Below are 17,498 nucleotides of genomic sequence, written 5' to 3'. Positions count from 1 at the left end.
GACAAGTTACAGATCCTCAGTATCTTGTCGTGCTTGTGTTAGCACATAAGAGCGCATTAAAAGTGTCCATGAAATAGGGGAGGTCATAAAAATAAAAATCACCACCAACATTTCATGGAAAAAGCGCCGGTCGCCAAGCACATAGGAAATGAGCATTGAGGCCACCATCAAAAACCAAAGACCCAAGCTATTACCGAGGGTAGGTGCATGAATACGCTTTCTGAAATACAATAGATTCACCAAGCCGATATTACCAATCAGGGTAATGATGCCACTTAAAATGATCAGAATAGAGGCCGTAATTTCTATCCATAAAGGGATGTCGTGTGTCATGGCTCAATCACCTCACCACGCAGTAAAAACTTAGCCATGGCAGCCGTGGTCACAAAACCTAATAGGGCAATCAACAGACCGATATCATAGTACCAAGGCGTTCTAAATAAAATACCCAAGGTAAACACCAAGAGCATGCAATTGGTGTAGGTGACATCAGCACTCAGCACACGATCCTGCGGCGTAGGACCCTTAATAGCACGATAGAGGGTCAGCACATTAGAAAGGCTATAGCAGGCAATGGCAAAATAGCAGGCAAAATTTAGTAGACCCATTATTCAAAAATCTCCATCAACAAAGGCTCATAACGTTGTTGAACCGTGTGGTGCCACTCTTCTTCTGACACCAAACCAAACACGTGTAAGCGTAGGATATAACCATTTTCAGTTAAACCGCTCCAAACCGTGCCGGGTACATAATTAATAATACAAGCCAATAAGGCGATGGCATGTGGATCTCTCAGGCTTAAAGGAATATTAACAAAACCGGCGACCGGCTGCTTATCTGGTCTGGCTTTGAGGGTTAAGCGCATCACGTAGAAATTAGAGAGGTAAATATCCTTCAGCACAATAAAAAAGAGCTTAATCATGGCACCAATGCGGCGAGGATAGGCCTGATCGGGCCGCAGTCGCGTTGATAACAGAATCAAACTGAAGGAGAGCACAAACCCCAGCGTCAATTGGCCCAAGGATAGACTACCGGTTAGCATGATCCATGCCACAAAAAGCGCCATGGTCATCGGAATCCAGAAAAATAAACTGCGCATATTAATGGGCTCCTTGGAGTGCTTGTTGTTGCATCACGGCATGAATATACAAAAAGGGCTCATCCAATGATAAAGCGATATTATTCATTAACTCCATGACTGGATTGGCAAAAATACTGATTAAAACACAGCCACTTAAGAGTAAAACAATGGGTGCGGCTTCTCTAAAACTCAGCTTGGGTCGATTGACCCGTTCTGGCACCCAAAACGTCAAAATGCCGGTACGCATATAGGAAATTAAGGCAGCCAGCCCGGATAAAATCAAAAAGCTCAATAATAACCACGTATGAATCGCAGAGATTTCATAGTTATTAAGCTTTAATACATTGGAAAGTAGGGCGATTTTACCGATAAATCCAGACAAAGGGGGAAGTCCAATGATGACCAAGGCCGCAATAATATAGGCAATCCCCAAAAAGGCAAAGGCGCTCGGCACGGTAAAACCAATGACCTGTGCACTATAGTCACTGTCCTCCTCCTCATTTAAACCAAAGGCCTCCATACTGACGGAAAGTAAGGCGCTTTCGTAGTGGTCAATGCGATTAATTAATTCCACCAGTAGGAATAGGGCACTCGAAGCAAGCACCGAACTAAGGAGGTAGTAGAGTGAGGGACCGGTCATTGAGACGCCCGGCATGCCTAGGGCAGAAAGTAATACACCAGAGGATAAAATCACACTGTAGCCGACTAAACGACCAATTTGCTTTTCGGCAAGCACCCCAAGCGCACCAAACGCTAAGGTCGCAATCCCGATAAAAAACATCCACTCACCACCAAAGGCGGCGGGTGCACCGGAAGGCAGTAAGAGTGAACCGACGCGTAAGAGGGCATAAATACCGACCTTAGTCATCACCGCAAACATCGCAGCCACGGGTGCACTAGCGACGGCATAGGCATTAGCTAGCCAAAAGTTAAGCGGCCAAGCAGCAGCTTTAATTAAAAAAGCCACTCCTAAAATCGAACAGGCGGTTTCAAACAACAAGCGATCTTCGGCATCCAAAGCACCCGCTTTAGCCGCAATTTCTGCAAAATTAAGGGTGCCGGTAATCGAGTAAATCATTGAAATACCGATTAATAATAAGGAAGCTCCCACCATATTGATGGTGATATACAACATGCCGGAACTGACGCGTTGGGAGCCAGAGCCATGCAATAAAAGACCGTAGGATGCGGCTAAAAAGACCTCAAAAAACACAAATAGATTAAATAAATCACCGGTCAGAAAGGCGCCATTTAAACCCATCAAAATAAACTGTAACAGCGGATAGAAATGGATCCCGACACGATTCCATAATGCGGTCGAAAAGCTAAGCGAAGTTAAACCTAAGAAGGCTGTTAAACAAAGCATTAAGGCTGCCAATTGGTCGGCCACCAAGACAATACCGATGGGCGCTTGCCAATTACCTAATAAATAGACAGCGATATTATTAGTCCATTCAACCTCTAAAAAACTACTGGTATAGAGTAATAATTCAATCGCCACCGCTAATTGCGCCAGCACTGAGGCAAAGGAAATAAAGGTATTTAGGCTACGCCTTTTTTCTTTGAGCAAAATCATTAGCCCCCCAGCAAAGAGGGGAATAATAATGGGCAGAATGGGTAAATGCATTAAAAAACCACTCATTCATCGCTCTCCGCACCATCGACATGGTCAGTATTAGTAAGACCGCGCTGCGCTAATAATAAAACTAGAAATAAAGCGGTGGTAGCAAAACCAATCACAATGGCAGTAAGCACGAGAGCCTGCGGAATGGGGTTGGCATAGTCTTCAGGATTCACTACCGCTGCACCGTGAATAATCGGAGGCATCCCCACATTTAATAAACCACCGCCAAAGATAAAAAGATTCACCGCATAACTCAGTATTAACAAGCCCATAATCACTTGAAAGGTTCTGGAACGCAGAATCAACCAAACACCGGAACCGGTCAGGATACCGATGGCTAAGGCAAAGACAATTTCCATAGTGTGAATTCCTTAAATTAATTTTTATTAATGGATTTTGCGAGCTTTTTAGCCGTAGGGCTTAAGCTTTGATCCAGTTGTAGATCGGCTTGAATATTTTTACGATAATAGCGTAATGATTGGTGTGCTAAGGCAACCAACATATAGGTCGTGGTACCTACGACCAGGGCAAATACACCTAAATCAAAGAGTAACACCGTAGAAAAATGTAATTTTCCATAAAAGGGCAGTACCGGCTCCCACACCATGGCCGATAGGAAAGGCAAACCATAGAGCATTGGCAAGACCCCAGCACCCCCGGCTAACAGCAAACCCACCGCTAACCAGTTTTGGGGACGAATGCGGGATTTAGACTCTACCCACAACATACCGCTAATAATAAATTGGGTAATCACACCGGTCGCAAAAATTAAGCCACCGACAAAGCCACCACCCGGTAAGTTATGACCACGGAAGAAAAAGTAAAAAGCAATCAAACTGGTGATGGGCATCAGTAAACGACCAATCACATTCGGTACCAGCATGGTACCTTTGGGCAGCTTACCATCCTCCTTAATCCGGCGTAAATCCGTTGTCAGCTCCTCACGCACGCTGTCCAGTGCATGCAACATTTCCTGAGGTGGTCTAAAGCGTCGTAACAGCGCATATACGGTTAACGCCACAATCCCTAATACCGTAATTTCGCCAAAGGTGTCAAAGCCACGGAAGTCGACTAAAGTCACATTGACCGCATTGGTACCATGCCCCTCAGGCACGGATTTGATTAAAATGATATCGCCAATATCATTGCGATTATTAGGGCGCATCATCAGGAAGTAGGCTAATAAACTCATGCCGATACCGGCCGTTAAGGCAATGATTAAATCGCGCCGGCGTCTTAAGGCCAGCACCGGATCCTCATCCAGCTCATTCGGCGTTTTCTTAGGTTCAGGCAACCAGCGCAAACCTAAAAGCAGTAACACGCAGGTAACCACTTCAACCACTAATTGGGTTAAGGCCAAATCCGGGGCCGATAGCCAGGCAAAGGTCACGACCACCACAATCCCAGTGGCACTTGAAAAAATAATGGCTCTAAAGCGATTATATTGGGCATGATAAGCAGTCAGAATAGCACCCATACAGCCAACGATCCACAAGGCAAAAAATAACCAATTAATATCGGCTAGATCGGGGCTGGGTATATCGTAACGCCCCATCAATGGTAAGGTGGCTACCACAATACTAATTAACACAACCAGTACTAGTTGAATCTGCATACGTTCCGAAGAAGCCCAGCGCACGGTGTAAAAGGCGAAAATATCCACATAATCCATGATCTTATCAAAGATACGACGCCCCTCGAATCGTTCGGTAAATGGCGTCACATCCGGATAGGCCAATAAGGATCGGTGCATAATCAGGGCCAGACAAATCCCCCCAACCATGGCCAATACACTCATTAATAAGGGAATATTAAAACCGTGCCATACGGCCAAATCGTACTCAACACCGTGATTAGGTCCCAACACCCCCGATACTGCCGTGCTTAAAAGCGGACCAATGGTATGCTGCGGTAATACACCCACTAACACACAGAGAAAAACCAAAATCGCACTAGGCACTAACATCCACTTATAAGGATCGTGCGGTTTTTTAGGGAGTGATTCAAAATGGGGCTCACCAAAAAACACGCTAACAATAAAGCGATAGGAATAGGCCACACTTAAAATACTGCCTATCACTGCCATAATGGGTAAGAAGTAGGGATTAGATAAAGAGGCTTCGGCAAACAAGGTTTCCGAGAAAAACATCTCTTTTGAAATAAAGCCATTTAGTAAGGGCACCCCGGCCATGGCGGCCGCTGCTACGGCTGCTAATAAAGCCGTCACCGGCATGGCTTTGCGGAGACCATTTAAAATCGTGATATCACGCGTACCCGTTTCATGATCCACAATCCCTGCTGCCATAAAGAGTGAGGCTTTAAAGGTCGCATGATTAAGCATATGGAAAATAGCCACCACCAAAGCAAGACGGCTATTCATCCCTAATAAGGTACAAATCAAACCTAAATGACTAATGGTCGAATAGGCCAAAATACCCTTCATATCCTTTTGGAAAAAGGCATTGTAGGCACCGATAACAAAGGATATAAGTCCAGCACCACTAATCAGATAAAACCATAAATCAGTACCTGAAAGCACCTCCCAAAAACGAGCTAAGGCAAACACCCCCACCTTAACCAGCGTAGCGGAATGCAAATAAGCCGACACCGGTGTCGGTGCCGCCATCGCATTAGGTAACCAGAAGTGAAAGGGAAATTGCGCACTTTTCGTTAAGCAACCAAGTGCAAAGCAAATCACAATCGCTGGATAATAGGCACTGTTACGTAATACATCACCGGAGCTTAAAATTGTTTCTAAATCATAGCTTCCGACCACGTAACCTATCATCAGTACAGCGGCTAATAGGGCAAAGCCACCACTTGCTGTCACAGTAAAGGAAATTCTTGCGCCTCGACGAGCATCGACCCGATGGAACCAATAGGCGATTAGCATAAAGGAAGCCATACTGGTCAGTTCCCAGAAAATCACCATTTGAATCACATTGCCAGATAGTACTAAGCCCAGCATAGCGCCCATAAAAATCATAAAAAAGGCATAAAAGCGTGGACGAGGATCGGCCGGGTCCATATAGTAGCGGGCATAGAGCGAAATTAATGCACCCATCGCCGAAACTAGCAAGGCAAAAACAAAAGAAAAGCCGTCCATGCGGAAAGTAAAGACTAAATCCAGGGCTGGGATCCAGTGATAACGCTCCACAATCACCGTGCCGTTCATGATGTCGGGGCTTTTTAAAAGGACTAAGCTTAAACAGAGGAGGGCAGTGATACCGGATAACCACGCCTCTCGGTTGCGTGTATCATCCGGCAAGATTGCCGCAATTAAACTAGCTAAAAAGGGGAGTAAAACAATGCCGGCTAAGTACATAGGTCAACTGTCCTAGGATTTGGAATCTAAATCAACAGCTGAACCTTGGAAAAGAATGCTGCCGCTGGGTTTATTGGCACTTGAACCACCTTTAGGCTCAAGACTGATATAAAAACGTTGATTTGGCTGTAATTCATTGAGGCGAGACGCGTCAATTCGATTAACGCCAGTAGCATCTAAGAGCGCAATAGCACGCATGGTTTGACCATTATCAGTGCTACTCCATAACTGCAAATCAAAACCGGACTGCCCGATTTGCTGATAGCTAGGGGTAATCGATGCCTTGCCATTTGCCGTCACTTTAAGCACCCAAGCAACCGAAGGGGTGGCTGAACGATCCGTCAGTACGGCTACCCAACGTAGCGTATTACCAGAACTGGGCCATAACAAAACCGCTAAAGCAACTAACAATGAGGCTAGACCAAGCGCCTGCCAAAACTTAATGGAGCGCCAGAGGAAATGCAAACGTAGGGAAAGTGGCATTCTTTTACCCTCTTTAGCCAGCGCCTTAGCTTTGTCCGCAAGTTCCTGATCTAGCGGCTCACGCTCACCTTCATAGCTACTATCGTATTGCTTACGTTCCTGCTCTTTTTGTTGATGATGCAGTTGCTTAAGCTTATCATTTAAGGAGCGCCATAAACTAGGGTTCAGCGAGCAGGGCTGCAATTGGGCAATAAACTCGGTAAATAGCTCCTCCCACAGCAAGATAATACGCGTACTATCGACGTTTTTATTAAGAATGTCATAAACCCGGTTGAGATCACTATCACTCATGCCACCTAGCACATACTCTCCTAAGATGAGTCCCTCCTCATGCTGTGGCAAATGGGGAAAGGAGCGTGCCAGATGGTGTAAGCCGATGCTGATATCCTCTTTGATACGAGCTAGGGATATGCCCATACGGGTGGCGGCGACAGGCTGTGTGTCGGGACTTAAATATACCGTCAATAAGGAGCTCTGCTGCTCCTCAGTGAGTTGCTCAAAATAGAAATGCAGCGACTCCTCAGGCTTTATATGCGGGTGTAACTGCTGTTGGATCTCAGCCATGCCCAAGGGCTTAAAGGCGGGCTCTTTGGCAAGGGCTAAGGCATGACTTTGATAGTGCGTCTGGTAATACTCACGAATTTGAAAGCGTAAAATACTATAAATCCAACCTCGGGCAGAGCCAATCTCAGGTGCATAACTATCCGCATTTTCCCAAATCGTCAAAAAAGTTTTTAGTAATACCTGTTGGGCAGATTGCTCTTGTAGTAATGATTGACGGGCTAGCGCCATCATCGATTCAGCTTCTGAATCAAACAGCTGTTGCAGCGCATTTTTCTGCTTTTTTGCAATTGCTGTGAGTAATTTTTCAAGATATTGGGCGCTATTTTTGTCTGCTTTCATATGTTACGCTTAGTACTGAATCTTAAGAGCTAAACTTAATAAGCTGTTTGAACTAAAAATATTATAGTAGAGAGTCAACTCATATGGCTGAGATACGAAACTCATTTTTAAACAACTTTAAACTGAATAATAAAATCGCTTTAGTTTCCGGTTCCTCCAGTGGCCTTGGTCTCGCAATGGCGATGGCCCTGGCGCGTAGTGGCGCCGAGGTAATTATCAACGGCCGTGATAAAGCAAAATTAATCACGCTGCAACAGCAGGCGGCAGAGCAGGGCATACAACTCCACTACTTATGCGCAGATCTTAGCGATTTCGACGCAATTGATAAGGCAATCCTAGAAATTAAAAGCAATTATGCTACCTGTGATATTTTAATCAATAATATCGGTGCGCGTATAAGAAAATCGCTTCAAGACTTTAAACGGGATGAAATTGTGTCCCTTGTGCAGCAAAATCTCACGGCCGCGATTTATTTATCACAGCAAGTGGCCGAGCTTATGATGGAGCAGCAGTGGGGGCGTATCATTAGCATTTCATCGATTGCGGGGCGTCTAGCTCGGGCCGGGGATTCTGTGTATCCCGTCACGAAAATGGGCTTGGAGGGTTTGGTGAGAAGTTTAGCCGTACAGTATGCTAGCCATAGTATTACCAGTAATGGTATTGCGCCCGGATTTTTTGAAACCGAGAGAAATCTGTCCATGATGCGCACGCCGGAGGAAAAGGCCTCTCATGTGCAGCGGGTACCATTGAAGCGTTGGGGTAAACCGGAGGAACTGGCAGGGGCGGCGGTGTTTTTTGCATCTGAAGCCGCTTCCTACATCAATGGTCAAATTCTAACCATTGACGGCGGCTTCAGCGCAAGTTTTTAGTACTAACTCAGATGAGGCTTATAGCGATAAGTTGAGGCTTTTAATTAAGGGCTCCCAACGATTCTTTTCCTCCTCCATGTAGGCTTTAAACTCTTCGGGCGTCGATGGAGTAGGTTCCATATATTGTGCTCTCAATGTTTTAACCACTTCTTCTTGATTTAAAGCATCAACTAAGGCCTGTTGTAGTTTTTGCTTAATCGCTTGAGGCACTTTATTGGAAATAACAAAGCCTGACCATGCCGCACCAACAATATCAGCCACACCACTTTCCTTAATCGTTGGCACATCGGCCAAAGCCTCAATGCGCTCAGCACCAGTTTGTGCCAATAAGGTTAAACGACCGTCTTTTGCTAATGGCACGAGCGCAATGGGGGCTAAGGCAGTAAATTGGGTATCACCGGCGACCAAGGAGTTTAAGGCTTGTGGTGAGGAGTTGTAAGGAATCGCTTGCGCCTTAGCGCCTACGGTTTGTAAAAGCAGCTCTTGGCTTAAATGTGAACCTGAGCCGGTGCCAGGAATGGCAAAATTCATGCTATCTGGCTTCTGCTTAAGTTCCTCCACCAATTGCGCTAGGGTCTCAATACCACTCTCAGCCGTCACTGCAATCACATTAGGCTGAGTCACGGCCAAGGTCAACGGGTATAGATCCTTATTTGGATCGAAACTTAGGTTTTTGTAGAGAAATTGGTTATACACCAAGGGGCCGTTAATGCTAATACCAAAGGTATAGCCATCTGGCTTAGCCTTAGCAATTGCAGCGGTACCGATATTACCGCCAGCACCCGGTCGATTTTCAATAATAATGGGCTGATTAAGGCTTTTAGAGGCCTCATTTGCAACCACACGCGCAATTTGATCTGGGGTTGAGCCAGCACCAAATGGCACAATGAGTTTTAGCTCCTTATTGGGCCATTGCGCCTCGGCTTGAGTTTGGGCCATGGCAGTCCCCGTGCTAGCAACACCAACAGCCGTAGCAACTAGCGTAGCGCCAAAAAATTTAGTAAAAAAGGAGGTAAAAAGTTTGTTTTTCATACAATTTCCAGATTATCAATTAATTAATCAGTAGGGTAGCCTCATCTAAACCCAGCATAATACGATGATACTGATCTAAGAGCGCTGAGGTTTCAGGACTTGGGTAGGGGCTGTAGGGCGTATCAAGCAACCATTGCTTATAATGGGCATAGGGAATGTCTTGCATCAAGCGCTGATAGCGAGCATTACATGTCGTCATCGCATCTTCTTCGGCAGGGTGCTCTTGATAAAGCTGCACATACTGTACGGTCATACACATAATAATCGCTTTGTGTCGATCCTGATCGCTATAGCTGTCCTCACTGACTTCTGCTAATACAGATGAGTTCCAAGAAAGACTTAAACAAGAGAGGATTAGCGCCTTTAGGGCCTTGATTTTAAAGGTCTTATTCATCTTTATCGCCTAACCCAAGCATGATTTTGGAGATTTGTTCAAATACGCGTTGATCATTGTCCGAAAGATTATTATAAACATCACTTAAAACATACTTTTGCCTAAACGCACGTTCAAAGCTTTGATATAAATGTAGCTGATAACGTGCATAATCCTCATAATTGACCTTTTTAACAAAGTGGCTGAGCCGGAACTCGCACAGTTCCAAATTTTTAGCAATATTCTCTTTTTGGTGATTTTCATCCAACACCGGTGTCTGACCGGACATAATACCCTCCATACACATGGCGAGTAAATCATTTTTCACCGATTGTGGGTAGGGTTGCTGAGTACAAGCGGATAAAATCAGGGGACTGATGAGTAACGCTATGATTTTTAAGGGGTTAAATTGCATAAGAGTGTAAATCGCCTTGTCTATCGTAGCCATAGTTTAATATACTTAAGCTTGAGATGCAGCTAACCACAGCACACTTTATGTGCTTTATTTCTTTATATGCGCCACCACTTACATCATTTTATTCCTTTTAAAGCCTTCATCAGCATCGTTTTTACACTCGTCTGTAGTGTAGCCGCAGCGCAGTCTGGGGTGGCGACGGATGTGGACACGGATTTAGGTCCGCTACCACAGCTTGATAGTGATGTGGCGTTTAAAGGCGCTTGTCGTAGTGCAGCCTGTGGCGCCGCCTATCGCGAAGATATTCGTTTTGAAAGTATTATCAAAAAGCCGGTAGCAGGCGGGCGCATATCATCTCATTATGGTTGGCGTATGCATCCTATTGCCCAGACGCCACGCATGCATACTGGTATTGATTATGCCGTACCCATCGGCACTGAGGTAAAAGCAGCTGAGCATGGCAAGGTTGTTTTTGCCGGTTATCAGGGAGGCTATGGCAATTTACTAGTGATTAAGCATAATTCCACTTATCGTACGGTCTATGCCCATTTAGATAAATTCAAGGTCAATATCGGAGATTGGGTGAATCAGGGTGATATCGTCGCCTATACAGGTAATACCGGTTTATCTACCGGACCACATTTGCATTTTGAAATTCGCAAAAACGGTTTATCACTTAATCCATTAACGGGTGAAAGTGGCAGTGATCATTTATTGGTATTAAATAATGACAGTAGCCCTAAAATACAGGGTGGTCGTGTTAATCGACAGGCAAATGGTCGTGTTCGTACCATTCTTAAATAAGTTTCGGGGTAGTCGTATGAGTTTCAAACATGATAGCTAGTTCAGTGCATTTATCTTTATCACGTTATAAATATCGTACTTTACATAATATACATTATGCGAATTTTATATGGAGCTTATTCTTAGCCTAGGGCTTATTTGCTACAATAGTCAGAATGCATTTAAAGCAATTATTGCTATTGGAGATTTAAATGATTGATTTCTATTATTGGACGACACCAAATGGTCATAAAATCACCTTATTCTTAGAAGAAGCTGGTCTACCATATACGGTACATCCGATTAATATCGGCAAAGGTGATCAATTTGATCCAGATTTCTTAAAAATTGCACCGAATAATCGTATTCCAGCCATTGTGGATCAGGATCCTATTGGTGGCGGTGAGCCGCTGGCTATTTTTGAGTCGGGTGCTATTTTAGAGTATTTAGCCGATAAGACGGGTTTATTTTTAGCTAAATCAGGACCGAAACGCTACCAAGCTTTACAATGGCTATATTGGCAAATGGGTGGTTTTGGTCCAATGCTCGGTCAAAATCATCATTTTAATCAATACGCTGATGAGAAAATCCCCTATGCCATTAATCGCTATGTCAATGAATCACGTCGTTTATATGATGTACTAAATAAGCAATTAGCAGGTAAAGACTTTATCATCGGTGATGATTACACCATTGCTGATATGGCTTGCTATCCTTGGGCACTGTATGCTGAGCGTCAAGATGTGGATTTAAATGACTACCCACATATTCAAGCATGGATTAAACGCATTGCCGAGCGTCCAGCGACGATTGCTGCCTATGCCTTAATTCCTCAATACAATCCAGATCAAGGCAAGCCCATGACGGATGAAGCGAAAAAGCATCTATACGGTAAAAAATAATAGTTTAAAAAGGAAGTATTGAGTTTATTATGCTACAGATTCATTATATGGCTAAGCTACGAGAGGAGCTCGATGTGAGCAATGAGCGCATCGATTGGGCTGGTGGTACGGTTGATGAGCTTTTAAACGTTTTACGTGGCCGCGGTGAGCCATGGCAATCCACCCTCTCCCCAGCCAATGTTTATAAAGTGGCAGTAAATCAAGAGATTGTGCATGATTTCCAAGCGCAGGTGGCGCCTGATGCCGAGGTAGCTATTTTACCGCCAGTAACTGGAGGCTAGTATGCATCGCATCAGCATTCAGGAGCAGGATTTTTGTCTGCAGCAGGAACTTCAAGCGCTTGAGTCCAGTGTATCCAATACGGGCGCCATGGTTAGCTTTACGGGCAAAGTACGTGGGCATGACCATGACAAAGCGCTGAGCCATTTATTTTTAGAATACTTTCCCGGAGTGACTGGAAAAGAGATAGAAAAAATCATTCTACAAGCTAAGGCACAATGGCCAATTCACTATGTGCGCGTGATCCATCGGGTCGGACGCATTGCAGTTAATGAAAATATTGTGTTAGTGTTGACGGCGAGTGAGCATCGAAAGGCCGCCTATCAGGCTAATGAATTTATTATGGACTATCTTAAAACCCATGCCCCCTTTTGGAAAAAGGAGCATTTTGTTGACGGCAGCTCGCACTGGGTTGAGATGAAGCAGTCGGATTTAGAGCATACCGCATGCTGGCAGGCTTAAGCACCCCGCTCCCCTCCTTGGCCGCAGTTATCTTAGCTGGCGGCTTAGGACGGCGGATGGGCTATCAACAAAAGGGCTTGTTGAGCTTAAATCAACGCCCTTTGATTGAGCATATGCTAGATAAAATAAGCCCTTATACAGAGCATATTATGATCAGCGCCAATGCGGCTCATGAGCAATATCAAGCCTTCGGTTACCCGGTGGTCGCCGACCTTGCGCCTTATCAGCAGCGCGGTCCCTTAGCAGGCATCTATAGTGGCATCACGCAGTTGGCAGAAGATATTGAGTTGATACAGATTTTGCCCTGTGATAGCCCATACTTACCAAATAATTTAGCGTGGCTTTTTTATCAATACTTAGAAAGTCATCCTGATAAAGATTTAGTCGTTGCGGCGACCGATGATAAAGTGCATCCTGTGATTATGCAATGCAGACGACGTATTTTACAGCCACTTAAGACCTACTTAGATGATCCCGCGAAGCAAAACCGAGTGATGGGCTTTATTCGCAGCTGTGATTATGGCACTATCCAATTTAGCAATCATCAGCAATTTACAAATATTAATGAGCCCAGCCTATTAGCTGGCTACCAAGTATAAAGGATAAGCATGAGAGACTATTATGACGCCTTAAATGATCTACTAAGCAATGCCCTAAGCACGCAAGACATTGAGGAAGTGCCCTTAGAACAGGCCGTGGGTCGCATATTAGCCAAGGATCTATTAGTTCAGTATCCCGCACCGCAATTTGATAATAGCGCCATGGACGGCTATGCAGTAAATGATATGCAACGCTTAACATGGGAAGTGATTGGGACCATTGCTGCCGGCGATGAAAGTGCACAGTTCGACTTAAAGCCTGGGCAAGCCGTACGTATTTTGACTGGTGCAGGCATGCCTAAGCATTGTGACTCCGTGATTCAGCAGGAACTGGTGGAGCGCAACGGCGATCGTATCAGTATTAAAGAAGCCTTTGCCGCAGGAAAAAACATTCGCTATATGGGCGAGGAGCTACAACAAGGTGAGGTATTACTTGATGCAAATCGGGCTATCACGCCGGCGGCCATTGGCTTATTAGCAAGCCAGGGTTATGCTACAGTGCCCTGCTTTGCTAAACTGAAACTAACGGTATTTTCTACGGGCGATGAATTAACACCCTTGGGACAAGCCTTAGCCATCAATCAAATCTATGATTCTAATCGACCGATGTTATTAAGCTTTTTAAAGCGCTACCGTTTTTTAGAGATTAGCAGCGGTGGTGCCATTGAGGATAAACTGGAGACGCTTAAAACCCGTATCAGTGAGGCAGCGAGCACCCAAGATGTATTGATTTTTACCGGTGGCGCATCCGTTGGTGAAAAAGACTATTTAAAGCAAGCGCTTGAGGAATTAGGTGAAATTGAGCATTGGAAATTAGCAATTAAACCGGGTAAGCCATTTGGCTGGGGTAAGGTAGGGACTAATACCAAAGTGTTTTTACTACCCGGTAATCCGGTAGCGAGTTATGCCACTACCCTACTACTGGCGTTGCCTGCTATGAAGCGTATTGCTGGCGTCAGCATTGACAAAGCAAAGCCATTTAGCTTTAAGGCCAAAGCTGCATTTGATATCAGTCAAAATAAAAGTATCAGAAGGGATTTTAGACGAGGCCGCCTAGTTAATAATGAGGAAGGCCTTTGGGTGGAGTTATTAAGTACGCAAGACTCACATATGCTCTCCGGCATTTCCTATGGCGATGTCTTGGTTGAAATTCCCCCACAAGCGGATGTTAAGACTGCACAGCTACTCAATGTCTATCCACTCGCAGGGGCCTTGGACTAGCTTAGCTGAGGCAGAGCGTCACTCAGTGAACACATGCTCTGCCCCATGATAAATCACCTGACGTTGGGGTCGGGCAAAACCGATTAAGGTTAAACCGGCCTCTTTGGCTAAGTTAACAGCAAACTGGGTAGGTGCGGATACGGCGACCAAGCAGGAAATACCACTTAAGGCGGATTTTAAAACCATCTCATAGCTGGCTCGACTAGAAACTACCACAAACCCCTCTTCCCACGGAAGCTGATGCTTCATCGCATAACCGATCAATTTATCAAGGGCATTATGACGTCCCACATCCTCAAAACTCAGTTGAATCTCACCGCTTTGCGTAGCCCACGCTGCAGCATGTACGGAACCCGTAGATTCACGCAAAGGTTGCATCTCATCAAATTGGATTAAGGCCTTTTTAATCGCCTCGGCAGTCAGGTCGACATGATGGCTAATTTGGGCAATTTCAGGCTTTACCGCTGCTAAATTTTCAATCCCGCATAGGCCACAGCCCGTACGTCCTTGAAGATTACGGCGCCGATGCTTTAACTCGACAAAAGCGGCGGTGGCTATTTCCATATCCACAATGATGCCTTGCTCAGTTTCGTAGAGCTGCACATCATAAAGCTGTGAAGGACGTTTAATAATCCCCTCACTTAAGCTAAAGCCTAAGGCTAGCGCCTCCAGGTCGGCGGGTGTCGCCATCAAGACAATATGTGAGACCCCATTGTATACGAGTGATACTGGGGTCTCCTGAATAAGAACGTCTTGAGTGGGTGTGATAACACCCTGCTCAAGACGCCAGACAGATGCTTTTGATAAAGGATTCATCAAGCAAAAATGAACTACACCGTGGTATTAGTGGTTTTGGCCTTTTCATCACGCTTGGCCATCACCTCACGATACCAACGGGGGTGATGCGTACGCGCCCAAGCCTGAGACACTACGCCTTCAACCATGGCGCGAATCGTGCCTCTAACCCAAATAGCGGCATACACGTGCACAATAATACCGGCAATTAATACTAAGGCAGCAGCAGCATGTAGCAACAGAGCGATACGCTTAACTGGGATTGGTACCACATGACCAAAATAGGCATGCCACGCTAACAAACCAGTAATGAGCAAAACTAGCATACAGCTGCTCATTAACCAGAACATGGCCTTTTGACCAGCGTTGTACTTGCCAACATCACCGACAGCTCGACCGCGCAATACATCACCCACCGAGGTCAGCCACTTCACATCCTCTTTATTTAAAAAGTTATGGCTGAAGTAGCGGAAGAACATGATCATGAAACTAATAAACATGACCACGCCAATCCATGGGTGTAACATGCGAGCTAATTGCGGTGTACCAAAAATACCGGTAAGCCAGAAGAAAGCAGGATAGAAAAAGGCTAAACCTGAAATGGCCAGTAACACAAAGCAGCCGGCAGTAACCCAGTGATTAACACGCTCTACCTTGCGGTATCGCTGAATCACGGGTTCATTGATTTTAATATGCTGAGTCATGCTTATGCCTCCTCTTCGCTAGGTAGAACATCACCGTCCTTATTGATTACCTCAGCCCGATCCTCATCGGTGCGGCTAGGACCAATCGTAATGTAGTGCAACCAACCTAGAAAACCGGCTGCCGCAATACCAACGGTGGCTAATGGCTTTAAGATGCCCTTCCAGATTTGAACGCTTGAGCTGATCTTAGGATCAGTAGGTAAGCCACTATATAAATCAGGCCTATCAGCGTGATGTAGAACATACATCACATGCGTACCACCTACTCCATCAGGGTCATAAAGACCGGCGTTTTTAAAGCCACGACGATTAAGATCCTGGATACGGTCCTCGGCAAATGTCTTCATCGCCTCTTTGGAACCGAAGCGAATGGCACCCGTAGGACAGGTCTTAACACAGGAGGGCTCCTGACCGACAGCAACACGATCAGAACATAAAGAGCACTTATAGGCCTTATTGTCCTCTTTGGAAACGCGTGGAATATTGAAAGGGCAACCGGCTACACAGTAACCACAACCAATGCAGTTCTCCTGATGGAAATCCACGATACCGTTAGCGTATTGAATAATTGCACCCGGCGAAGGACAGGCCTTTAAACAGCCTGGGTCCGCACAGTGCATACAGCCATCCTTACGAATTAGCCACTCAAGCTTACCGAATTCCTCAGTTTCGCTATAGCGCATCACCGTCCAACTTTTTGGGGTGAGGTCAGCCGGGTTGTCATAGACACCGACGTTAGTGCCGACTTCATCGCGTAAATCATTCCACTCGGAACAGGCAACTTGACAGGCTTTACAGCCAATACAGGTAGTCGTGTCAATCAGCTTAGCAACTTCTACCACAGGCTTGCGAACTTGAGGTGGTGGCGTGACTGTCGACGTCGCTGAGCGACGCTTAATATCCAGTGATTGAAGCGCCATCACATATCTCCTAAAAAAAATTAAACACTTAGATAATTGCTGCTTAGCGAGCAGCAATTACATAAAGCTCGCGTATAACACGTATAACGCCTACATTATACTCCTTGTGGATAAAAATGTAAGCTAAGTGATACCCTAAAAAAAAGCTAATCAGCTCGTCGGACGTAATCACCCGATTTACCACCACTTTTTTTAAGTAACTGCAGTTGTTCAATGACCATGCCTTTATCAACCGCCTTTAACATATCGTAAACCGTGAGTAAACCGACACTCGCAGCGGTCAGCGCTTCCATCTCCACGCCTGTTTTACCAATGGTTTCTACCGTCACTTCAATGCTCGCTTTGCGGGCCTCGGGAAATAGCTGGAAATCTACATTAATATGGGTTAGGGCTAAGGGATGGCATAAAGGAATGAGCTGAGCTGTTTGCTTAGCAGCCTGAATTGCCGCAATACGGGCAATGCCTAAGATATCGCCCTTTTTACTTTGACCAGAGGCAAGTAAATCATAAGCCACCTGATTCATCACAATGGCGCCAGCGGCCACCGCTTGACGTTTGCTGCTGTCTTTGGTGCCGACATCGACCATATGTGCTTGACCGTCTTCATTAAAATGCGTAAGTTTTTTTGCTGACATAAATGCTATGCTCCTCTTAGTTTAGCTTCATTATGACTTCCTCCCCTCCCTAAAGGGAGGGGATTCCTGCTTCCAGACGGCCAAGCCCGACCG

21 protein-coding genes are annotated in these 17,498 nt (G+C 45.4%); 7 read left to right on the top strand and 14 right to left on the bottom strand.

Translation table 11 applies throughout. From position 1 onward, the window contains the following. Nucleotides 1–6 precede the first annotated feature (6 nt). The 7 genes from HMPREF3144_RS04550 to HMPREF3144_RS04520 are packed head-to-tail and all read right to left on the bottom strand — an operon-like array spanning nucleotide 7 to nucleotide 7,416. Complete coding sequence (locus tag HMPREF3144_RS04550; protein WP_018026093.1) at nucleotides 7–333, bottom strand: monovalent cation/H(+) antiporter subunit G; 327 nt, start codon at nucleotides 331–333, stop codon at nucleotides 7–9. Continuing rightward, on the bottom strand, nucleotides 330–608 hold the full coding sequence (locus HMPREF3144_RS04545) for a K+/H+ antiporter subunit F (protein WP_018026094.1): 279 nt from the start codon (nucleotides 606–608) through the stop codon (nucleotides 330–332). Before HMPREF3144_RS04545 ends, HMPREF3144_RS04550 begins: the two co-directional genes overlap by 4 nt. Continuing rightward, entirely contained in the window at nucleotides 608–1,099 is a 492-nt protein-coding gene (locus tag HMPREF3144_RS04540; protein WP_048768796.1) for a Na+/H+ antiporter subunit E, read from the bottom strand. Before HMPREF3144_RS04540 ends, HMPREF3144_RS04545 begins: the two co-directional genes overlap by 1 nt. A 1-nt stretch (nucleotide 1,100) precedes the next feature. Beyond that, nucleotides 1,101–2,723: a monovalent cation/H+ antiporter subunit D gene (locus HMPREF3144_RS04535; protein WP_070476654.1), complete on the bottom strand. Its 1,623-nt coding sequence runs from the start codon at nucleotides 2,721–2,723 to the stop codon at nucleotides 1,101–1,103. Then, entirely contained in the window at nucleotides 2,720–3,064 is a 345-nt protein-coding gene (locus HMPREF3144_RS04530; RefSeq protein ID WP_018026097.1) for a Na+/H+ antiporter subunit C, read from the bottom strand. Before HMPREF3144_RS04530 ends, HMPREF3144_RS04535 begins: the two co-directional genes overlap by 4 nt. Nucleotides 3,065–3,081: 17 nt before the next feature. Continuing rightward, on the bottom strand, nucleotides 3,082–6,030 hold the full coding sequence (locus HMPREF3144_RS04525; RefSeq protein WP_070476652.1) for a monovalent cation/H+ antiporter subunit A: 2,949 nt from the start codon (nucleotides 6,028–6,030) through the stop codon (nucleotides 3,082–3,084). Nucleotides 6,031–6,042: 12 nt separating this feature from the next. Then, on the bottom strand, nucleotides 6,043–7,416 hold the full coding sequence (locus HMPREF3144_RS04520) for an anti-sigma factor domain-containing protein (protein WP_070476650.1): 1,374 nt from the start codon (nucleotides 7,414–7,416) through the stop codon (nucleotides 6,043–6,045). 83 nt (nucleotides 7,417–7,499) lie between these two features. On the opposite strand from HMPREF3144_RS04520, the gene HMPREF3144_RS04515 reads away from it, so the two are divergent. Next, nucleotides 7,500–8,285: an SDR family oxidoreductase gene (locus HMPREF3144_RS04515; protein ID WP_036557550.1), complete on the top strand. Its 786-nt coding sequence runs from the start codon at nucleotides 7,500–7,502 to the stop codon at nucleotides 8,283–8,285. Between the two features lie 18 nt (nucleotides 8,286–8,303). Here the strand turns inward: HMPREF3144_RS04515 and HMPREF3144_RS04510 are convergent, their stop codons facing one another. Genes HMPREF3144_RS04510 through HMPREF3144_RS04500 form a run of 3 tightly spaced genes read right to left on the bottom strand, consistent with a single transcriptional unit; the run spans nucleotide 8,304 to nucleotide 10,105 of the window. Then, entirely contained in the window at nucleotides 8,304–9,317 is a 1,014-nt protein-coding gene (locus HMPREF3144_RS04510) for a Bug family tripartite tricarboxylate transporter substrate binding protein (RefSeq protein ID WP_018026101.1), read from the bottom strand. A 19-nt stretch (nucleotides 9,318–9,336) separates the two neighbouring features. After that, nucleotides 9,337–9,711, bottom strand: coding sequence for a hypothetical protein (locus tag HMPREF3144_RS04505; protein ID WP_070476647.1), 375 nt, complete (start codon nucleotides 9,709–9,711; stop codon nucleotides 9,337–9,339). Then, nucleotides 9,704–10,105 (bottom strand): hypothetical protein, encoded by a 402-nt coding sequence (locus tag HMPREF3144_RS04500; RefSeq protein ID WP_018026103.1) that lies wholly within the window; start codon nucleotides 10,103–10,105, stop codon nucleotides 9,704–9,706. The genes HMPREF3144_RS04505 and HMPREF3144_RS04500 overlap by 8 nt, the downstream gene beginning before the upstream one ends. A gap of 99 nt (nucleotides 10,106–10,204) precedes the next feature. Here HMPREF3144_RS04500 and HMPREF3144_RS04495 point away from each other — a divergent pair, with 99 nt between their 5' ends. The 6 genes from HMPREF3144_RS04495 to glp all read left to right on the top strand — a co-directional run bounded on the left by HMPREF3144_RS04495 (nucleotide 10,205) and on the right by glp (nucleotide 14,351). Further along, nucleotides 10,205–10,909, top strand: coding sequence for a M23 family metallopeptidase (locus HMPREF3144_RS04495; RefSeq protein WP_018026104.1), 705 nt, complete (start codon nucleotides 10,205–10,207; stop codon nucleotides 10,907–10,909). A gap of 191 nt (nucleotides 10,910–11,100) precedes the next feature. Then, nucleotides 11,101–11,790 carry a glutathione binding-like protein gene (locus HMPREF3144_RS04490; RefSeq protein ID WP_070476645.1) on the top strand — a complete coding sequence of 230 codons (690 nt, stop codon included), beginning with the start codon at nucleotides 11,101–11,103 and terminating at the stop codon, nucleotides 11,788–11,790. Nucleotides 11,791–11,819: 29 nt separating this feature from the next. After that, the gene (locus HMPREF3144_RS04485) at nucleotides 11,820–12,071 is read left to right on the top strand and encodes a MoaD/ThiS family protein (protein WP_018026106.1); all 252 of its coding nucleotides are present in this window, start codon (nucleotides 11,820–11,822) and stop codon (nucleotides 12,069–12,071) included. A gap of 1 nt (nucleotide 12,072) precedes the next feature. Next, on the top strand, nucleotides 12,073–12,531 hold the full coding sequence (locus HMPREF3144_RS04480) for a molybdenum cofactor biosynthesis protein MoaE (RefSeq protein ID WP_070476642.1): 459 nt from the start codon (nucleotides 12,073–12,075) through the stop codon (nucleotides 12,529–12,531). Beyond that, a complete protein-coding gene (gene mobA / locus HMPREF3144_RS04475) occupies nucleotides 12,516–13,130 on the top strand; it encodes a molybdenum cofactor guanylyltransferase MobA (protein WP_018026108.1) in 615 nt (204 codons plus the stop codon). Before HMPREF3144_RS04480 ends, mobA begins: the two co-directional genes overlap by 16 nt. Before the next feature lie 9 nt (nucleotides 13,131–13,139). Beyond that, the gene (gene glp / locus HMPREF3144_RS04470; RefSeq protein ID WP_018026109.1) at nucleotides 13,140–14,351 is read left to right on the top strand and encodes a molybdopterin molybdotransferase MoeA; all 1,212 of its coding nucleotides are present in this window, start codon (nucleotides 13,140–13,142) and stop codon (nucleotides 14,349–14,351) included. Nucleotides 14,352–14,369: 18 nt separating this feature from the next. Here the strand turns inward: glp and fdhD are convergent, their stop codons facing one another. The 4 genes from fdhD to moaC all read right to left on the bottom strand — a co-directional run bounded on the left by fdhD (nucleotide 14,370) and on the right by moaC (nucleotide 17,405). Then, nucleotides 14,370–15,167 carry a formate dehydrogenase accessory sulfurtransferase FdhD gene (gene fdhD / locus HMPREF3144_RS04465; RefSeq protein WP_070476639.1) on the bottom strand — a complete coding sequence of 266 codons (798 nt, stop codon included), beginning with the start codon at nucleotides 15,165–15,167 and terminating at the stop codon, nucleotides 14,370–14,372. Nucleotides 15,168–15,181: 14 nt separating this feature from the next. After that, the gene (locus HMPREF3144_RS04460; RefSeq protein WP_036557529.1) at nucleotides 15,182–15,850 is read right to left on the bottom strand and encodes a formate dehydrogenase subunit gamma; all 669 of its coding nucleotides are present in this window, start codon (nucleotides 15,848–15,850) and stop codon (nucleotides 15,182–15,184) included. Between the two features lie 2 nt (nucleotides 15,851–15,852). Continuing rightward, complete coding sequence (gene fdxH / locus HMPREF3144_RS04455) at nucleotides 15,853–16,770, bottom strand: formate dehydrogenase subunit beta (RefSeq protein WP_070476637.1); 918 nt, start codon at nucleotides 16,768–16,770, stop codon at nucleotides 15,853–15,855. Nucleotides 16,771–16,916: 146 nt separating this feature from the next. Next, a complete protein-coding gene (gene moaC / locus HMPREF3144_RS04450) occupies nucleotides 16,917–17,405 on the bottom strand; it encodes a cyclic pyranopterin monophosphate synthase MoaC (RefSeq protein WP_070476635.1) in 489 nt (162 codons plus the stop codon). Between the last annotated feature and the right edge of the window lie 93 nt (nucleotides 17,406–17,498).

This window comes from Oligella sp. HMSC05A10 (genome assembly GCF_001808335.1).
GTDB classification, from domain to species: domain Bacteria; phylum Pseudomonadota; class Gammaproteobacteria; order Burkholderiales; family Burkholderiaceae_B; genus Oligella; species Oligella urethralis.
Note: the sequence above shows the minus strand (reverse complement) of the source record. Positions and strands in the feature narration are given on the sequence as shown.

Coding starts and splice junctions, on each gene's coding strand:
- HMPREF3144_RS04550 (WP_018026093.1), bottom strand. CDS start 333: ATGACACACGACATCCCTTTATGGATAGAAATTACGGCCTCTATTCTG.
- HMPREF3144_RS04545 (WP_018026094.1), bottom strand. CDS start 608: ATGGGTCTACTAAATTTTGCCTGCTATTTTGCCATTGCCTGCTATAGC.
- HMPREF3144_RS04540 (WP_048768796.1), bottom strand. CDS start 1,099: ATGCGCAGTTTATTTTTCTGGATTCCGATGACCATGGCGCTTTTTGTG.
- HMPREF3144_RS04535 (WP_070476654.1), bottom strand. CDS start 2,723: ATGAGTGGTTTTTTAATGCATTTACCCATTCTGCCCATTATTATTCCC.
- HMPREF3144_RS04530 (WP_018026097.1), bottom strand. CDS start 3,064: ATGGAAATTGTCTTTGCCTTAGCCATCGGTATCCTGACCGGTTCCGGT.
- HMPREF3144_RS04525 (WP_070476652.1), bottom strand. CDS start 6,030: ATGTACTTAGCCGGCATTGTTTTACTCCCCTTTTTAGCTAGTTTAATT.
- HMPREF3144_RS04520 (WP_070476650.1), bottom strand. CDS start 7,416: ATGAAAGCAGACAAAAATAGCGCCCAATATCTTGAAAAATTACTCACA.
- HMPREF3144_RS04515 (WP_036557550.1), top strand. CDS start 7,500: ATGGCTGAGATACGAAACTCATTTTTAAACAACTTTAAACTGAATAAT.
- HMPREF3144_RS04510 (WP_018026101.1), bottom strand. CDS start 9,317: ATGAAAAACAAACTTTTTACCTCCTTTTTTACTAAATTTTTTGGCGCT.
- HMPREF3144_RS04505 (WP_070476647.1), bottom strand. CDS start 9,711: ATGAATAAGACCTTTAAAATCAAGGCCCTAAAGGCGCTAATCCTCTCT.
- HMPREF3144_RS04500 (WP_018026103.1), bottom strand. CDS start 10,105: ATGCAATTTAACCCCTTAAAAATCATAGCGTTACTCATCAGTCCCCTG.
- HMPREF3144_RS04495 (WP_018026104.1), top strand. CDS start 10,205: ATGCGCCACCACTTACATCATTTTATTCCTTTTAAAGCCTTCATCAGC.
- HMPREF3144_RS04490 (WP_070476645.1), top strand. CDS start 11,101: ATGATTGATTTCTATTATTGGACGACACCAAATGGTCATAAAATCACC.
- HMPREF3144_RS04485 (WP_018026106.1), top strand. CDS start 11,820: ATGCTACAGATTCATTATATGGCTAAGCTACGAGAGGAGCTCGATGTG.
- HMPREF3144_RS04480 (WP_070476642.1), top strand. CDS start 12,073: ATGCATCGCATCAGCATTCAGGAGCAGGATTTTTGTCTGCAGCAGGAA.
- mobA (WP_018026108.1), top strand. CDS start 12,516: ATGCTGGCAGGCTTAAGCACCCCGCTCCCCTCCTTGGCCGCAGTTATC.
- glp (WP_018026109.1), top strand. CDS start 13,140: ATGAGAGACTATTATGACGCCTTAAATGATCTACTAAGCAATGCCCTA.
- fdhD (WP_070476639.1), bottom strand. CDS start 15,167: ATGAATCCTTTATCAAAAGCATCTGTCTGGCGTCTTGAGCAGGGTGTT.
- HMPREF3144_RS04460 (WP_036557529.1), bottom strand. CDS start 15,850: ATGACTCAGCATATTAAAATCAATGAACCCGTGATTCAGCGATACCGC.
- fdxH (WP_070476637.1), bottom strand. CDS start 16,770: ATGGCGCTTCAATCACTGGATATTAAGCGTCGCTCAGCGACGTCGACA.
- moaC (WP_070476635.1), bottom strand. CDS start 17,405: ATGTCAGCAAAAAAACTTACGCATTTTAATGAAGACGGTCAAGCACAT.